This window comes from Cyclobacterium sediminis, assembly GCF_054781075.1.
On record NZ_BAAGVC010000018.1, the window covers coordinates 163,155 to 179,732 of the forward strand.

The window sequence follows — 16,578 nt, forward strand, 5'->3', positions numbered from 1 at the left end:
TTTTATTCGAAGGTTAGCTTTCCAAAATATTGGGGAAGGTGAAAATCCGGACGATGATTAATCACCTCATTCCAAGTAAAATAATGTGGGTTACTTGTACGTCCTGCAATTTTATAGAAGTTAGCCTTCCAAGTCACTCCCGGTGCCGGATCAGTGATTTCTCTATGGGCTTTTAATAAAGACAAAGGCACTTTGAATTCAATAAACCAGGTTACCGGTTCTGTGATTTCAGGGTCTACCTTATCCGGCATGGTATGGGCGATTTCTATTTGGCCAATCTCTTCGGGCTTCAAAACCGTAAATTCCTTCCTAGGTTTGGTAACATGGTGAAACAAGGGTACTCCTGAGCAGTTGATCTCCAAATTAAAATATTCCAAGGGAGTGTTGGTGTCCGGTGCGAAGAAAAATTCCACACAGGAGTCACTTGAAACATTCCCGTTCACCTCTTGAACCGTACATTTTACAAACTTATCCTCCACCTTGAATATTCCATAAATATACTCTTTATCATACCTCAGTTTAACCTGAGTTTTAGGAATAAATTTTTCCGGTTTTGGTCCCATATGAAGTGCAATAGAGGCAGCTTTTACTTCTTTCCATTCAGGTTTGTCCCAATTTCCATCAACGGAAATTGGGGCATTTACAAATTTCACAATGTATTCCAAAGTAGACGCCTGTTTATCTTTCATAGCTTCAGGTTTAGGACCTCCTATCAGCCCAAATATTCCAATTAATATGGAAACAATTAACTTCATATTTTAGCCCTATAAAGTGGATGTTTTTTTAAAATTTACTCAATTTCTTTACGTGCATTGCCAACTTCTATCGCTGAAATACTGGAAGAATTATTCCCAAAACTTTTTCTAATATACGTAAGAACACCCGCAATTTGGGCATCACTAAGAAAAGAATGTGCAGGCATTATGCCGTTGTAGGAAACTCCTTTAACATCTATTTGTCCCTCTAGACCTTGTAACAATACATTAATTAATTGCTTCTTATTGCCTCTAACCCATTTGGTTTGAGATAAGGTAGGAAACCGTGTTCCATCTCCTAAACCATTGCTTTGGTGACAGGTTGCGCAATATACGTTATAGGTTTGTTCACCTATTTCTAGCATACCTTTCTCTAAATTATCTTCTTCTTCAGAAGGCTTTTTAATATTTGTTCTCGTTTTTTTCCTTTCTTCCAATTCGGTCAATGCATCTTCCGTGAAATCTTCTTTATCTCCGGGATACATTATTCTCCAAATTTTACCTTTCACACTTTCAGTAACATAAAGCGATCCGTCAGGCCCCATAGAGATCCCCATGGGACGTGCTGCAGCATCACCTGTATTTACAATGGTATCCAACTGGGCAAATCCATCAGCAAAAACTTCCCAAGGACCTGAAGGTTTCCCTTCTTCAAATGGAACAAAGCCTACAAAATAACCTGCCTGAGGATAAGGCCCACGAATTGTGCTTCCATGAAATGCTACAAATGCACCATCTTTATACCTTTCAGGAAATTGATCTCCTGTATAGAAGAAGAGATCATTGGGGGCATAATGACCAGGAAATCCCATTAAAGGCATGGCTATAGAATCTACTCCGGTGGCCAACTCTTTGTCTCCTCCATATTCAGGGTTCAATAGTTTTTTACCTTGAATATGGTCATAATAATAATAAGGCCATCCGCCATTGGTGCCATCCTCTACTTTGAAAAACTCTTCAGAGGGAAGTACAGCAGACTCCCACCTCGAGTAAAGATCCGGCCAAGTTCGGTAAAGATTGTCTCGACCGTGTTGCACCACATATAGACTGTTTTCTTTTTCATTCCAATCCATGGCAACCACACTCCTTATTCCGGTAGCATATCTATAGCCATCTTCTTGGGTTTGATTTAATTTATTAGCATCAAACCTCCATATCCCACCATGCCACTCAAGTTGAGGACAGGGAAACATCCCAGCCATACCCGGACGCCTGTTAAATTCTTGACAAACATCTCCCGGAGAACCAAAAGGAACATACATATTCCCTTCATTGTCAAATGCCAGTGGCTTGGCGATATGCTCAAATCCATGCTCAGCATTTTTATAATCATCTCTCATGATGAGTTCGGCCTCTCCTTCGGGAACCAATTTTTCAGGATCAATTTTTATTCTAAAAACATCACCCGCAGTACTGAAGTAAAAATACCCGTTGTAGATCTCCATACCGGTACCATAACTTCCATTTTCAGGATAGTCACCAAATACTTTGACAATATCAGCTTTACCATCATTGTCAGAATCTCTTAAGGCAACTATTCCTTGTCCTTCTTCGTTGGCAACACGAAGCTTTACATAAATATCACCATTCTCTCTAACGGTAAGGTGTCTTGCCCTACCTATGCTATCCGCAACCACTACGGCTTCAAACCCACCTGGAAGAGTCAAGCCTCCATTATCTGCGTCTCCTTTTGGTAATTCTACTCCAGATTGACATGCTGCCAAACTAAAAAGCACGAACATCATTAGGTAGTAACCTAAGCGATGTGATTTGTTAAAAGATATATTTTTCATCTTATATAAACTATTAAAGATTTGTCTTTTTAAAATTATGTGGGTGATTCGATTGTTAAATTAGGAAGGTAAGTTATACTGAAATCATAAAATTCCCTTAAAATCAACACGTAATTCTTAAAAAAATTACTTAAGTGGATAAAGTATTATGGAAATGGTTATTTCTAAAATTGACCTGCCAAATTTCATTTAATAAGAGGTGTCAAACTCTGTTTTAGTTTAGATCTATTTTTCTCCTGTCATCATCCTTTAGAATGTCTAGTTATACATATTATTTTTAATTATTTGGATTTACAGCATAATTACATAACCTTAAAGCACTGACTAGTAAACCTTAAAGTAAGGATTCCCAAATTAATTACCTAGCATAGTTTCTATTAAGGCGAAGAGTATTCTGGCTATTTGAGCATCAACTACGCACCAAATACAGGGCATAGGATGAGCACTGCACTAATAACAAACTTGAAAATAATTTTTAAAAAGGGTGATATCTTGGGTGAAAATAATGACAAAAGTAAGGAAAAAGCCTTCCATTACAAGAATAAAAGGTAAATTATTAACCCTATTTTTGTATTTTTTTGTTAAATATTGATTTTTAGGTTAATTATCGAAGTAAGAAGATTTTGGATTATTGAGAATAAGCCAAACTAAGCGCGGGTTGAAGGTAAAAGAAGGATGTAATCTTTAATTTCCTTCAAGTATTCCATCAATTGTACATTCGCAGGCAATTTAAGTTTGCCGCCCAGGATTTGGTATCCTGATGCTATAATCTTTGAATCAGGGAATCTTTCACCCAAAGATTGCAAAAAGGGTTCAACTTCCTCGTTTGAAGGGTTTGTGGTAATAGCGGTAACCAAAAATTCAGGTTTGTGTACCTTATAAACATTGTTCAGGTCTTCATCGGGCGTATTCTGACCTAGGTAAATAACTTTGTGACCATATGATTTTAATATGTAAGAAGTAAATAATAGAGATATTTCGTGCAGTTCTCCTTCCGGAAGAAACAATAGAAATTTACTCCCGCCTCCACTATACATTTGCCCATCAATGGCCACAATAAGCTTTTGCCTTACCAGGTTTGAAATAAAGTGCTCCTGCCCGGGATGAATACTACCTGTTTGCCATAAAACACCAATCTTTGATAAAAAAGGATAAATTATGTTGATCATGGTCTGCTCAAAACCTATTTTGAGTATATTGGTAGCAATAATTTTCTCAAACCTTTCTTCATTGAATTCCACCATGCCCAATACCAAAGAGTGAATCTGATCATCATAGGCAAAAGAGCGCTCGGTAAGATGAAGAACTTCTGCTTTCATCTCCTCTACTGACATTTTAGCTATTTTACTTATTTTGATCCCATTATCATTAAGCAAAGCTACGTTAAGAATTAACTTTAAGTCATCGTCATCATAATACCTGATGTTGGTCTCTGTTCTTTTGGGATTAAGTAATTTATACCTTTGCTCCCAAATTCGAACAGTGTGTGCTTTGATACCCGACAATTGCTCTAAGTCCTTTATTGAATATTTACTCATCTACCTTTATTTTTAAAGTACTTCCTAGGTACAATGAATAACCCGAATGAAACAGCTCCATCTTTTTCCCTACTAATATGATGCGCTTGATGCGCACTAAAAATGCCAGCAAGATACCCTTTTTTAGGTCTTGAGAATACCTTGAGCCTCCTGTGTATCAATACATCATGCAAGAAAAAATAACTCATACCGTAAACAGTGATACCTAGCCCTAACCAGAATCTATAATCCCATCCCTCTATCCCCAATAAAATTAGCACAATAGCAATACTTGCAAAAAGGATCGAGAAAAGATCATTGAGCTCAAAGAATCCTTTCGTATGGGTATGATGGGTTTTGTGAATTTTCCATAAAATGCCATGCATTATATACTTGTGTATAAACCATCCGAACAATTCCATGGCCATAAAACCTATAAATGTATAAAACAGAGCGTAAATCATTGTCGTTAAAACTTCTTTCAATCAATTTTGTTTAGTACAAACCTTTTTCTTTTATAAAAGCATTGCCAAAATGGCAAAAAAGAAAAGCAAATTGAAAAAGAGCGTAAGGTGAAGGGGATTCTCCTTTTCAAATGAAGCCTTTCTATGGACCATCTGAATTATGAATGCAACTAAAAACCAAGTGAAATAGTTAGATAAAGGAATGCTTTCTTGATGCCACTGCCAGAAATTCAGTTCAACAGCTACTACTTCGAGGTTTAAATCCAATAGAACCATTAGGGACGCTGCCAAAACTGCCGCAATAAGGTCATTTTTTATCATATTTTGAAAAATCCCCCCCGTCAAATAAACCAATAGGAACCAATTTAGGCCAATTGTTAGCGGAACGCCGAAAACCCTTATTCCCATGACCGAACTGTAGCTGTAGTCCCCAAAAAGCAAACCGGTGTTAACGCCGATGATTTCAGTGATCATCCCAACTAAGAAGGCAAATGTAAAGAAACCAAGAAAGCCCTTGTTAAAATCCCGATGGAAGTAAAGAAGAATACCTGTCACCACCACCAAATGAAAAGGAGTAATCAACTGAAACAGTGCCCGACTCTTTTCCCAGTACAGTCCAAACAACCCTACTAGGTGTAAAATTGTAATAAAGATTTTAGCTAATAGCGTTTTTTCAGGCCTGAAGCTCATCCAGCTCTTTTTGATTTTGGGCATATAAAACAGAAAATTAAATATTGAGGTATTATTTTTGTTTTCAATATAGTATAAGTGTTTCTTTACACTTTTGTTCGAAAGAATGAATACGAATTTAACATAAATTGAATCACACAAGCCATAAAGGTCAATCAAATGGTACTTTATAACGTAACTATAAATATTGATAGGGATAGGGAGGAAGAGTTTATTGCCTGGATGAAACAGGAATACCTCAGTAGGGTGATGCAAACCGGACTCTTTTACGAAAAACGTTTTTTTCGACTATTGCAGGAAGACAATGGGAATGGAATAAATTTTTCCGCTCAATTTTTGGCAGAAAACCTTGAAGACTTAGAATTCTTTCAAGAAAGGTATGCAGAAGTACTTAGTGAGATCCTCAAAGAAAAGTTTGGAAGCCAATTTGTTTCTTTCAGGTCTGTTTTGGAATCAGTTGATTAAATTCTGGAAGCTTGATTAGCTTCCCAACTTCATTAATAGATCCCCTTTTCTCTTGATAATTAGAAGGCCAAAATGCTCGTTCAATAAGGACTTACACCTATTTTCTGCAAACAAAGCACGAGAAGGCGTATCATAAAGCAATGTCATCCTAAGCAAGTTTTTTACATAAGCCGGATCCTGACCTAGGCCTTGTACCCACTTTTGAAGTGTTTGCCTCCAGTCTTCTTGGTATTTTTCGAAATGACTCTTACCGTCAAATCTCAACTCCAATTGGTTGGAACCAAATTTATACCTAAAAATGCCAGCCAACTGCTGATAAATAATCGACAAATGTTCATCAGGAAATGACTTTACGGAAAGAATTTTTAAATACGTATCATCATGCAATTCGAGAGGATTGAACAATAGTGTAAAGGCTTTTTTCAGTTCATCCACCATCATTTGCATCATCTCCTTCTCCACAGCTTCCTGGGCTTGCCGTAGAATATAATTTTTATCTAAAGGAAATAGCTTTCTTTTCATAATGAGCCTTTGAACTTGCAAATTAAAGAAAAGTAATTTGAAAAATAAGGCAATGAAGAATTTACAGCTTAAAATTTTTGATTTTCCTTGAATAAAAAGATTTTAACCCAAAAAATTAAACGGTAATCAGAAAAAGAACAGCACAACCTATCTGGTGGAAGCGCTATTAATGGTCTGTCCAAAGAAAACTGCATTTAAAAACATTTTATTGGTTCCATACCAAAAAGCCCTAAAATTTGGGTTATCAACAAAGCCTATGGTCTTTCCTCTACCTTTTCCCGAAACTTGAACCACACCTTTGTTTTTTATCGATTCCAGGTTTTTTGGATGCACATAGCCGCTTGCTAGTGGATCATTAGTATAAACCACAGGATTAGCGTAAGGATTTCCCGACAGCTCGAGAAATTGATTCCCTCGTTTAAATACATGTATATCCCCGGTCTTATACCCATACCCAATAGGATGAGTCACATCTAATTTTGCCTTGAAAATAGCCCCTCCGGTTACTTTTGCTCCTCTATCGTTAGTTAAATCAGCGTATTTCTTTTGGCTGGTACTGTCAGAATAATCTGCACTGGCAAAATTAAACACTGCGATGTCATTTTTGGCTAACCAATTCATCGCAGACCCCCTACTAATTAGCGTACCTCCTTTTTGAACCCAGGTCTTTAGCTTTTCGGCTTCTCTCTCACCAAAACCTCCGTAATTTCCGGTGGGCAATATGATCACATTGTACCTATTGAGATCAGCTCCTGACATCCTATGTGTAGGCATCAAAGTAATTGGAATCTCCATTCTCTGATCAAAAAGATGCCATATTTCTCCTGCATCAGAACTGCCCACACCATCGTCCACTAGGAGGGCAATGGATGGTTTTTTCAACACACTGATACTGGGTGAACCAAGGTTTACACCGGCTGTAAGCCCCGTAGTCAAAGCATGAATATTAATACCTGTGGTGGCAGCTATTGATTTAAGGTCTTCATAAAACGCCTCCTCACTCCGATCTGAATTTCCTTTTTCAACCAATATGGTTCCTCTACCAAAGCTTTTCTTATCCTTGGTCTGGAACTCCTTATGACTAACCCTTACTTGATAACCAAGATCCATTAACTTATACAAGGCCTTTGGGGCATAATATTCCTCCCATTCAAAGGCATAACTGTAGGCACCTGCTTTACCAACAACTTCACCCTTCTTAAAAGTGAGGCCTTTGCTTACATTTTCTACTTTAGCAAGATTTAAAATCTTACTGCTTAGCGACATATAGTTTAAATTGAATGACATGGGTAGGTTCCATGTAGACACGTCATAGAACAAACTATCCTGAAAAGTAGTCCTTGTTTCAAACAAGGAGTTGATAAGCCTGTATTGAGGTTGATCCAATGGAACAATGAATGACTTTCCTGATTTGAAAGGCACGCCATTTAGAGTGACATCTTCTTCTAAACTATAAAGCTGTATATCGTGGCGCAATAAAACATCAGCAAAATGAAATGTTCTGCCATAATCCTCTAAAGCACCAAAAATTATCGCCTTGTTGTCATCATTAGTATAGGCTTCCTTTGCCTCCTTATAAAAGTCTGACATATAAGTATTCAATTCTACCCTGAGGTCTATGGCTGCATCGAAGGAAGAAAGTGCCGTAGTAAATTGATTTCTGATGGTAAATGGAAATGATATTTCTCCAAAAACATTTTCTTGCAGGTGCCCCCTGGAAGAGGCCTGCTCAAATAGAATTCCCACGGCCCCCTGGATATCCGGATAGGTAGAACCTTTACCGAAATAATAATCATCAAAACTTTCTTTGGAATAATAGAGTGAACCTATTTTATCCAGGTATTTGGCATGATACCCAGCAATTTTTTCTGTTAGTTCAAAATTCTTAGCCGGTGTAAGCGGGTTGTTTCGACTCGGTATACCTGGCTGAAAAAAGTAGGTATTGTCCGTACCCATTTCGTGAAAATCAAGAACGATATTTGGTAGCCAGGCCTGCAGTTGAGCAATCCTCCCTTGAGATTCAGGATGCTGGACGGGTATCCAATCCCTGTTTAAATCGAACCAGTAATGATTTGTTCTCCCTCTAGGCCAGGTTTCATTGAGCTCCCGATTGTTTCGGTCCCCATTGGGATAATAACTTTTATGACTATTGACCCAAGAAGCAAACCGGTTGATTCCATCTGGATTTATGGCAGGGTCTATTAACAAGATAATATTGTCTAAATCTTCTTCTATTTCTTTAGCTGCTGTAAAGTGATAGGCAGAAAGCAATGAGGCATTTACCCCGGAAGATTCATTTCCATGAACCGAATGCCCCATATACATTACCACTGGCATACCTTGAAGATCAGATTTAAAATCAGGATACCTTAATCCTCCACGCTGCTCTTTTAACTTATCCAGTTGTTTGATATTTTTAGGAGACGAAACGGCCAACATCAACAAAGGTCTTTTTTCGTAAGTACTGCCATAGTTGATTAAGGTTGCCCTAGAGGATTGCTCGGCCACCGCCCTGTAATAGTTGACCACTTGGGTATGATTGGCATGCCACTCACCCACTTCAAAACCTAAAATGGAGGAAGGTGTTGCAATATTCTCATCATAGGTATAATCATCCGGAAGGTAATAATCAAGATTAATATCCTGAGCACCAACTACAAAAAATAGAAATAATAATGCACTGCTAAATAGTCCTCTTTTCATTTTTAGTTAGGTTTAATACGCAAGAATACAGACCAGTCTTTTCAAGAATGAAATTATGAGGTTTTTTATAAATAATACGACCAGTCGTCAAAACTTTAGGAGAATATTTTTTTCAAAGCAAGGTTAAGGTCTCCATATTCAAATTTGAAACCTGTACCTTCTATTTTTTCATTGCTCACCCGGTTTCCCCCTAAAATCATATTGGCCATCTCTCCTAGTCCTAGTTTAAGAGCAAATGAGGGAACTCCTATATTTACAAAAGGTTTCCCTTTGTATTCGGCAGCCCTTTGGGTGAGAATTTTATTGGTGACAGGGACAGGACCTACGGCATTATATATGCCGGACAATCCATGATTTTCAAGGGCATAGGCAAACATTGCGGACAAATCTTCGATAAAAATCCAACTCAAATATTGTTGGCCTGAACCCAGTGGTGCTGCAACAGGTGGCTTTAGCATTTCTTTCAAAGCTCCACCTTCTTTGGCCAACACTATCCCAATCCGAAAAATCACTGTACGGATCTCCAAATCCTGAAATTTTTCTGTAGCATTCTCCCATTGCTTCACAACATCCGCCAAAAAATCATTCCCTGCAGGATCTCCTTCAAAAACCAATGTCTCCCCGGTATCAAATCCATAATAACCCACGGCACTGGAACAAACCATGGCTTTGGGCTTATTTTTGGACTTCTTTAATGCTTCATAGAGCAGATTACTGCTTTTAAGCCTACTATTCAAAATTACTTTTTTGCGTTGGTCAGTCCATTTTTTCTCCGCCACACCGGCCCCTGCCAGATGGATTATAGCATCTGCCCAATCTATTCCTTTCTCATCCAATTCGCCCTTTTTCGGATCCCAAAAGAAAGCCTTTTGATCGTATTTTTTTGGACTTCTGCTTAACCAAGCCACTTTTTTGCCTTCGGCTTCCAGTGTTTTGGTTACAGAAGTACCTACAAGTCCTGATCCTCCAGTGATTAGTATATTTTGCATAATTAATTGCTACCCTGAAATCTAAATAAACGAAAATTACACGCCACAAAAATTATTCCACCATGCGAACAATAGCAAAAAATGCTATAAAAGATTTGAGGGTCTTTAAAGTCCACATGTAAGCAATAAATTAGTGAAGCGTAACTTGGTGAAATTACAGGTAATTATAAGAAAAGTTGGCCACAATAAGTGAGTGAATCCCCTAAAATCCCCGACTTATTCATGCGTGGAAACCGTGCGTAAGCGCAATAAAATTTTTATCAAATGTTTGGCTATATTTGTGGGCAATTAGTCAGGGTATGCTATAAGGAGCCAATTTGCAGTTTTTCAAGAAATGAGTTGGACTCATTTACAAAGGTTCCGGGAAATGTTTCCTGCTGAACAAAAATTGTATTCATTCCGGTTTATCGTTTTCCGGAATCTAAATTGTTCAATACATGTCAAATAGGAACCGAAACCTCCTTTTGTTTAACAAATTTATTTTTAAAGAATTAATCCCCAATGTGGCTTACGCTGCTAAATGGCTGGTTTTGGCGCTGATCATTGGGAGCTTGGTAGGATCTGCTTCGGCCTTGTTTTTAACTTCCCTCTACTGGGTCACTCAATACAGGGAATCCAACCTTTGGATCATTCTATTTTTACCAATAGGAGGGTTTTTTATTGGCTGGATATACCATCGTTTTGGCACTTCTGTAGTCAAGGGAAACAATCAACTTTTAGAAGAATTTTATAATCCCTTAAAGATAATTCCGTTGAAAATGGCTCCTTTGGTACTTCTAGGCACCTTGCTAACGCATCTTTTTGGTGGTTCGGCAGGAAGGGAGGGCACTGCCATACAAATGGGAGGAGCGATATCAGATCAATTTACGAAGTGGTTTAACCTTAAAACGGATGATCGCAAGATGGTCATAACAGTGGGAGTGGCAGCTGGATTTGCTTCTGTATTTGGAACGCCACTTGCCGGTGCTGTATTTGCCTTGGAATGGCTAATTATAGGCAGGCTTCGATACGAATCTATTCTTCCGGCTTTTCTTGCTGCAATTATTGCCAATTATGCCTGCGAAGGGGTTTGGTTGGTTCACCATACCGAATACTTAATCCCGACAGTGCCGGTCTTTGACCTCATCAATGTGTTTTGGGTGATCCCCGCAGGAATATGCTTTGGGTTGGCAGCCAGGCTTTTTTCAAAATCCACGCATTTTTGGTCAAATTACTTTAGTAAAAAAATTAAATACCCACCTTTTAGACCGGTGGTAGGCGGTGTGATCATAGCTGCCTCCGTCTTTATAATAGGAGACACCAAATACATTGGTTTGGGAATTCCCACCATCGTAGATTCCTTTTCTCAGGACCTCCCTTGGTATGATTTCTTAGTAAAAATAGCCAAAACTTCCTTGACCTTAGGCTCAGGATTTAAAGGTGGAGAGGTGACACCCTTGTTCTATACCGGTGCCACCTTGGGCAATGCCTTGTCAGCAATAATTCCATTGCCCGTTGCCTTATTGGCAGGCATGGGATTTGTGAGTGTTTTTTCCGGAGCAACCAACACTCCTTTGGCCTGCACTTTAATGGGAATTGAACTTTTTGGGGCTGAATCAGGCGTGTACATTGGCTTGGCATGTGTCTTGGCTTACCTGTTCAGTGGTCACTCCGGTATCTACAATTCACAGCTTATCGGCTCACCTAAAAACCAACAATTTTTAAGACGAAAAGGCAAAAGGATTGGTGAACTCTAATTAAGCAAAAACCAAACTTAAAGTAAAAATTGACCCTTGATTTTGGTTGTTTAACAAATTTTAATGAAAAGATTTGTTGAAATACACAACAAAACAAAAGGTATCTCCGTATTGATTCTGGATTGAACTTAATGCTATGAACAATATTACTGCAATGCGCAAGGCCATAGGAATTTTCCAATCTTACGGAATTCCTTTAACAGGAAAGAAAAAAGCTGCCAACTTTTACTACGATTTGAGGATGGACAAAATTTTTGTCTCAGGGTTGATCTTCGAATTAGAATACGAGTTGAAGAAAGAACTGGAAGATGACAAAATTGCCCGTATTCAAACCCCATCAGAATTGATTGACACCCTTTTGAAAGCCTCATAAGCACTGCTTGCAAAAGTTTTTTTTCCCAGCTATGTAATTTCCAGCTCAATTTTTTTGCTGATTTTTTTACATGGAATCAGTATATTTTTTTATGATGAATATTCTTTGTTTTTCTATGAATGAAAAGCTCCTATCCTAATTTATCAGGACAGTAGAAAAACTGATTTTTAGCCATAAATTTCACCTTCGAAAGCTTCGCCCGTATTAGTTAGACCCTATTTCCAAAGCTACATAAAAGCTTGGGAAGCCAAATAACAATCATTTCACAGGGATTCGAAATTAATGATCCCACATTGCTACCAATCAAATAATAAATTGGGCAAAACTTGAATTAAATCTCAATTTTCTTTTACTTATGTATTCATTCTAAAAGTATTATCAAACCCAAATCATGAAACAAAGAAGAGAATTTATCAAGAAATCTATTTTTGGAGCAAGTGGATTAACCATTGGAGCCATGAGCTTTAGTGCAAAATCTTATGGTTCCATAATTGGTGCCAACGATCGTTTTAGGATGGCTGTATGTGGAGTCAATGGCCGAGGTAAATCCCATATCGGAAATTTCTCAAAATTAGAGAACGTTGAGATTGCCTATTTAGTAGATCCTGACAAAAATGTACTCAATGAACGTGTACAATCTCTTCGAAGTGGAGAAACCAAAAGCAATAGAGTAAAAGGTGAAGCAGATGTTCGCCGAGTGCTTGAAATGAAAGACATCGATGCCATCAGTGTGGCAACTCCAAATAGCTGGCACTCCCTAATGGTGGTGTGGGCCGCACAAAATGGAAAACATTGCTACGTTGAAAAGCCGGCAAGTCATGATGTCCACGAAGGACGAATTGCACTGGCTGCCGCCGAAAAATATGGAATAGTCGTGCAACATGGCGCTCAAAGAAGGAGTAGTGACGAATGGCGCGATCAGGTAAGTGATATTAAATCCGGAAAATACGGTAAAATGCTGGTTTCCCATGGCTTTGCTTGTAAGCCAAGAGAAGGCATAGGTTACAAACCCAATACTGCCCCACCAAGCCATTTGGATTGGAATTTATGGAAAGGTCCTGCAGTAATCGATCAGTACAATGAAAATCTGGTTCATTACAATTGGCACTGGAATTGGCAAGTTGGTAATGGTGAGTTAAACAACCAAGGGACTCATCAACTGGACGTGGCCTATTGGGCCTTGGATGATGAAGTGGCCAATACGCACCCTGTAAGGGTAATGGCTATGGGTGGCAGATTCAACTGGGATGACCAAGGGGAAACGCCAAATACAATGTTTGCTATAGCAGAATTTGCCAATGGCCAACAAGTATTTTTCAACGTTAGAAATGCCAACCATGAAGGCTATGTTAGGGAAGTGACCAACCGCTTCTATTTTGAAGATGGAGGCAAGCTGATCGATGGAGAATATAAGTCACACAATGGAAGCCAAGCACGCAATGTTGATGTAAAGAAAGTACCCATGACACCTGGAGGAGCATTCGGTAGCTTTGTAAATGCCTGCCGCGCCAATGATCCAATGATGGCCAATGGCAATATGTATGACGCGCATTACAGTTGCACCTTGGGTCACTTGATGAATATTTCTTACAGACTTGGTGAAAAAGTACCTTTCAATGCAAAAGCAGGGAGGTTCGGGGACAATAAATTGGCCTTTGAAGAATTTATGAAAATCCATGAAATCGCAAGAGATGGTATGGGTGTACCTGTAGATCAGGCGGATTATATCGTCGGTCCTTGGTTGGAGTTTGATGGAGATTCTGAATTCTTTGTTGGTGATCGATCAGTGGAAGCCAACCGATTACTCTTTGACCCAAGAAGGGCTGAATTTGACCTCCCATCTCCGGACAAAGTATAAGTAAAAAGCAAAAGAGATTTTCGAATAGAAAATTAACAATAAACCCTAAGGGCTGTTTCCATATAGGAAGCAGCCTTTTGTATTGGCACTTATCAATAAATAGGATCTTTAGGCACTGAGAGAAAGCAATGAGGGTGCCTTTTCATTCCTATTTTTGGGTAATAGTCAACGGCTTTGGGCGCAGAGAGCAGGATCAAGTTGGACTGGGGAAAGGCTTCCTTGGTTAACATTACCAACTTCTTCCCTATGCCTTGCTTTTGAAAATCAACATGTACAGCCAGATCAGACAAGTAAGTGCAATAACTTTGATCAGAGATCGATCTGGCAATTCCGATTAATTCTCCTTCCATTCTTGCCGTGAGAATCAGGTCAGCATGCAAAAGCATCTTTTCCAAACGCTTTAGGTCTCCTACCGGCCTTCGCTCGCCCAATGTAGAAGAGATTAGCAGCTTTTGAAAGTCAGCTACTTTTAATTCAGGCTCGGCCTGATAAACAATAGAAGTCGACATATGGGCTGGGTTGATGTACCATTTGTTTCATGGCCAAAAATATTTTATTTTCAGTTTCCGGATAAAAAACAATATCTTGTAATTAAAGAATTTGACTGGAATTTTGCAATAATATTAAAGCCTTATTCTTTATATAAGGGTCTAAGAACAACAGCACAAAAAAATCAACCATCGCCAATTTAAAACTTTAAACCTAATTAAATCATGACAAGCAGAAGAAACTTTTTGCAAAAACTGACACTCTCGGCAGTTTCTCTCCCTCTTATTCCAAACTTCACGCAAAACACGCAAGCAAGCATGAATCACAATACCAAAAAAGCAAGCACTTTAAGAGTTGCCATAATGGGCTTGGGTAGTTATGCTACCCGTGTGGCCAAGGCCATGTTGGATTCCAAAAATGCCAAGTTGGTAGGCCTGATCAGTGGCACACCTTCCAAAATTAAGGATTGGCAAGCCACTTATAATATACCAGACAAAAACTGTTACAATTATGAAAATTTCGATGCCATCAAGGACAATCCGGACATTGATGCTGTTTATATTATCACACCAAATGCCCTACACCACCCGCAGACCTTACGGGTCGCTGCTGCCGGTAAGCATGTGATTTGTGAGAAACCGATGGCCATCAATGCCAAGGAAGGTAAAGAAATGGTGGAAGCTTGCGACCAAGCCGGCGTTAAACTACTTGTAGGTTACCGCATGCATTTCGAACCTAATACATTGGAAATTATTCGCTTACGCGAAAATGGAGCATTCGGTGATATTAAATTCTTTCAGGGCTTGAGTGGGTTTAGAATTGGTGACCCGACCCAATGGCGGCTGAACAAGGAATTGGCAGGTGGTGGTGCCATGATGGACATCGGCATCTATTCTATCAATGGCGCCCGATATATGGTGGGTGAGGAACCGGAATGGGTAACCGCCCAAGAAACCAAAACAGACCCGGTAAAATTTAAGGAAGGGGTTGACGAAACCATTACTTTCCAGTTTGGATTTCCAAGTGGGGTGATCTCCTCTTGCCTGTCAACCTACAGTACCAGCCATTTGGATAAGTTTTTCTTAAATGGCACCAAAGGCTTTGCAGAAATGCAGCCCTCCACAGGCTATGGTCCGATTAAAGCATGGACGAATAAGGGCCCATTAAATTTCCCTCATGTAACACACCAAACTGTACAAATGGATAGAATGGCAGGGATCATTTTAGATGGTGAAACCGCTAAGGTACCTGTAGATGGTGAAGAAGGGCTTAAAGATTTAATTATAATTGATGCTATTTATAAAGCCGTTAAAACGGGTAAAAAAGTGAAGCTTGATTTGACCTAAAGAACATCTAAAAATAAAACCAATAGCCATTTAGCTGTAGGTCGAGTGATGTCCCAAAGGAGAAATTCTTTGGGATTTTTTTTATTTAGGGAAATTTATCGCAAACGACAATAATTCCCAAAACCATTTTAAGAACTAAGCCTAATCCTAAAGGGATAGCAGCCTAATAAATCAATATGCCACTCCTACGGAGTTTAAATCCTATTCTAGCCCTATTTTCTATAATCTTTACACCCCTTTGGGGTTTGAAAATTATCAAATTAGGCAAATTGGAAAATAGGATATGCACTTCAAAACAAATCCCGAAGGGATGACAGGATTATAGATATCAAGATCCATCTCAAATCTAAACCCCAAAGGGGTGACACAATTCCGGGTTTTCTGTGAAAAACCATGACTTACCCTTGACTTTTATCAACGATTTAAACTGATTTTTTATTTGAAAACCTAGACTGAGGTGTCACTCCTACGGAGTTTAAACCCTATTCTGATCCCATTTTCTATAATCTTAACACCCCTTTGGGGTTTGAAAAATATTATACCCTTTTTAAATACCTGAAGACCTACATCTTCCACTTCGGTAGGCTCACAATTGCCTGAATTTAAATATTGAATAACCAAATTCACCATGTCCTAACCCAAATCCCAAAGGGATGACAGGATTATAGATATCAAAATCTATCTCAAATCTAAACCCCAAAGGGGTGACACAATTCCGGGTTTTCTGTGAAAAATCATGAATTACCCTTGACTTTTATCAACGATTTAAACTGATTTTTTATTTGAAAACCTAGACTGAGGTGTCACTCCTACGGAGTTTAAGTCCTATCCTGGCCCTATTTTCTATAATCTTTACACCCCTTTGGGGTTTAAAATTA

At 38.8% G+C, this 16,578-nt stretch carries 14 protein-coding genes; 5 read left to right on the top strand and 9 right to left on the bottom strand.

All coding sequences use genetic code 11. The features are described 5' to 3' along the window. Positions 1-2 precede the first annotated feature (2 nt). The 5 genes from ACYVHJ_RS16155 to ACYVHJ_RS16175 all read right to left on the bottom strand — a co-directional run bounded on the left by ACYVHJ_RS16155 (position 3) and on the right by ACYVHJ_RS16175 (position 5,243). On the bottom strand, positions 3-689 hold the full coding sequence (locus ACYVHJ_RS16155; RefSeq protein ID WP_460516646.1) for a carbohydrate-binding family 9-like protein: 687 nt from the start codon (positions 687-689) through the stop codon (positions 3-5). A gap of 101 nt (positions 690-790) precedes the next feature. Next, the gene (locus ACYVHJ_RS16160; RefSeq protein WP_339902265.1) at positions 791-2,548 is read right to left on the bottom strand and encodes a c-type cytochrome; all 1,758 of its coding nucleotides are present in this window, start codon (positions 2,546-2,548) and stop codon (positions 791-793) included. A 647-nt stretch (positions 2,549-3,195) separates the two neighbouring features. After that, positions 3,196-4,086, bottom strand: a complete 891-nt coding sequence (locus ACYVHJ_RS16165) for a MerR family transcriptional regulator (RefSeq protein ID WP_460516650.1) — start codon at positions 4,084-4,086, stop codon at positions 3,196-3,198. Continuing rightward, positions 4,083-4,529 carry a sterol desaturase family protein gene (locus ACYVHJ_RS16170; protein WP_339902268.1) on the bottom strand — a complete coding sequence of 149 codons (447 nt, stop codon included), beginning with the start codon at positions 4,527-4,529 and terminating at the stop codon, positions 4,083-4,085. Before ACYVHJ_RS16170 ends, ACYVHJ_RS16165 begins: the two co-directional genes overlap by 4 nt. Positions 4,530-4,580: 51 nt before the next feature. After that, positions 4,581-5,243, bottom strand: a complete 663-nt coding sequence (locus tag ACYVHJ_RS16175) for a carotenoid biosynthesis protein (protein WP_460516653.1) — start codon at positions 5,241-5,243, stop codon at positions 4,581-4,583. 135 nt (positions 5,244-5,378) lie between these two features. Here ACYVHJ_RS16175 and ACYVHJ_RS16180 point away from each other — a divergent pair, with 135 nt between their 5' ends. Next, positions 5,379-5,684, top strand: coding sequence for a DUF4286 family protein (locus ACYVHJ_RS16180; protein ID WP_339903358.1), 306 nt, complete (start codon positions 5,379-5,381; stop codon positions 5,682-5,684). A gap of 15 nt (positions 5,685-5,699) precedes the next feature. Here the strand turns inward: ACYVHJ_RS16180 and ACYVHJ_RS16185 are convergent, their stop codons facing one another. From ACYVHJ_RS16185 to ACYVHJ_RS16195, 3 genes are all read right to left on the bottom strand, one after another. Beyond that, positions 5,700-6,206 carry a hypothetical protein gene (locus ACYVHJ_RS16185; protein ID WP_339903359.1) on the bottom strand — a complete coding sequence of 169 codons (507 nt, stop codon included), beginning with the start codon at positions 6,204-6,206 and terminating at the stop codon, positions 5,700-5,702. A 147-nt stretch (positions 6,207-6,353) separates the two neighbouring features. Further along, positions 6,354-8,909 carry a M14 family metallopeptidase gene (locus ACYVHJ_RS16190; RefSeq protein ID WP_460516658.1) on the bottom strand — a complete coding sequence of 852 codons (2,556 nt, stop codon included), beginning with the start codon at positions 8,907-8,909 and terminating at the stop codon, positions 6,354-6,356. Between the two features lie 95 nt (positions 8,910-9,004). Next, entirely contained in the window at positions 9,005-9,898 is an 894-nt protein-coding gene (locus ACYVHJ_RS16195; RefSeq protein ID WP_460516661.1) for an epimerase, read from the bottom strand. A 437-nt stretch (positions 9,899-10,335) separates the two neighbouring features. On the opposite strand from ACYVHJ_RS16195, the gene ACYVHJ_RS16200 reads away from it, so the two are divergent. The 3 genes from ACYVHJ_RS16200 to ACYVHJ_RS16210 all read left to right on the top strand — a co-directional run bounded on the left by ACYVHJ_RS16200 (position 10,336) and on the right by ACYVHJ_RS16210 (position 13,865). Further along, on the top strand, positions 10,336-11,634 hold the full coding sequence (locus ACYVHJ_RS16200; RefSeq protein ID WP_460516664.1) for a voltage-gated chloride channel family protein: 1,299 nt from the start codon (positions 10,336-10,338) through the stop codon (positions 11,632-11,634). 136 nt (positions 11,635-11,770) lie between these two features. Next, positions 11,771-12,007 (top strand): hypothetical protein, encoded by a 237-nt coding sequence (locus tag ACYVHJ_RS16205; RefSeq protein WP_014020075.1) that lies wholly within the window; start codon positions 11,771-11,773, stop codon positions 12,005-12,007. A 391-nt stretch (positions 12,008-12,398) separates the two neighbouring features. Further along, positions 12,399-13,865 (top strand): Gfo/Idh/MocA family protein, encoded by a 1,467-nt coding sequence (locus ACYVHJ_RS16210; protein ID WP_460516668.1) that lies wholly within the window; start codon positions 12,399-12,401, stop codon positions 13,863-13,865. Between the two features lie 92 nt (positions 13,866-13,957). Here ACYVHJ_RS16210 and ACYVHJ_RS16215 read toward each other — a convergent pair whose 3' ends face one another. Further along, positions 13,958-14,374: a GNAT family N-acetyltransferase gene (locus ACYVHJ_RS16215; RefSeq protein ID WP_339903688.1), complete on the bottom strand. Its 417-nt coding sequence runs from the start codon at positions 14,372-14,374 to the stop codon at positions 13,958-13,960. A 204-nt stretch (positions 14,375-14,578) separates the two neighbouring features. On the opposite strand from ACYVHJ_RS16215, the gene ACYVHJ_RS16220 reads away from it, so the two are divergent. Further along, positions 14,579-15,700 (top strand): Gfo/Idh/MocA family protein, encoded by a 1,122-nt coding sequence (locus ACYVHJ_RS16220; protein ID WP_339903689.1) that lies wholly within the window; start codon positions 14,579-14,581, stop codon positions 15,698-15,700. Positions 15,701-16,578: the final 878 nt, after the last annotated feature.

Bases quoted from the DNA above. Each gene is read 5' to 3' on its own strand.
- ACYVHJ_RS16155 (WP_460516646.1), bottom strand. From the start codon at position 689: ATGAAAGATAAACAGGCGTCTACTTTGGAATACATTGTGAAATTTGTA.
- ACYVHJ_RS16205 (WP_014020075.1), top strand. From the start codon at position 11,771: ATGAACAATATTACTGCAATGCGCAAGGCCATAGGAATTTTCCAATCT.
- ACYVHJ_RS16220 (WP_339903689.1), top strand. From the start codon at position 14,579: ATGACAAGCAGAAGAAACTTTTTGCAAAAACTGACACTCTCGGCAGTT.
- ACYVHJ_RS16180 (WP_339903358.1), top strand. From the start codon at position 5,379: ATGGTACTTTATAACGTAACTATAAATATTGATAGGGATAGGGAGGAA.
- ACYVHJ_RS16200 (WP_460516664.1), top strand. From the start codon at position 10,336: ATGTCAAATAGGAACCGAAACCTCCTTTTGTTTAACAAATTTATTTTT.
- ACYVHJ_RS16185 (WP_339903359.1), bottom strand. From the start codon at position 6,206: ATGAAAAGAAAGCTATTTCCTTTAGATAAAAATTATATTCTACGGCAA.
- ACYVHJ_RS16170 (WP_339902268.1), bottom strand. From the start codon at position 4,529: ATGATTTACGCTCTGTTTTATACATTTATAGGTTTTATGGCCATGGAA.
- ACYVHJ_RS16190 (WP_460516658.1), bottom strand. From the start codon at position 8,909: ATGAAAAGAGGACTATTTAGCAGTGCATTATTATTTCTATTTTTTGTA.
- ACYVHJ_RS16175 (WP_460516653.1), bottom strand. From the start codon at position 5,243: ATGCCCAAAATCAAAAAGAGCTGGATGAGCTTCAGGCCTGAAAAAACG.
- ACYVHJ_RS16160 (WP_339902265.1), bottom strand. From the start codon at position 2,548: ATGAAAAATATATCTTTTAACAAATCACATCGCTTAGGTTACTACCTA.
- ACYVHJ_RS16215 (WP_339903688.1), bottom strand. From the start codon at position 14,374: ATGTCGACTTCTATTGTTTATCAGGCCGAGCCTGAATTAAAAGTAGCT.
- ACYVHJ_RS16195 (WP_460516661.1), bottom strand. From the start codon at position 9,898: ATGCAAAATATACTAATCACTGGAGGATCAGGACTTGTAGGTACTTCT.
- ACYVHJ_RS16210 (WP_460516668.1), top strand. From the start codon at position 12,399: ATGAAACAAAGAAGAGAATTTATCAAGAAATCTATTTTTGGAGCAAGT.
- ACYVHJ_RS16165 (WP_460516650.1), bottom strand. From the start codon at position 4,086: ATGAGTAAATATTCAATAAAGGACTTAGAGCAATTGTCGGGTATCAAA.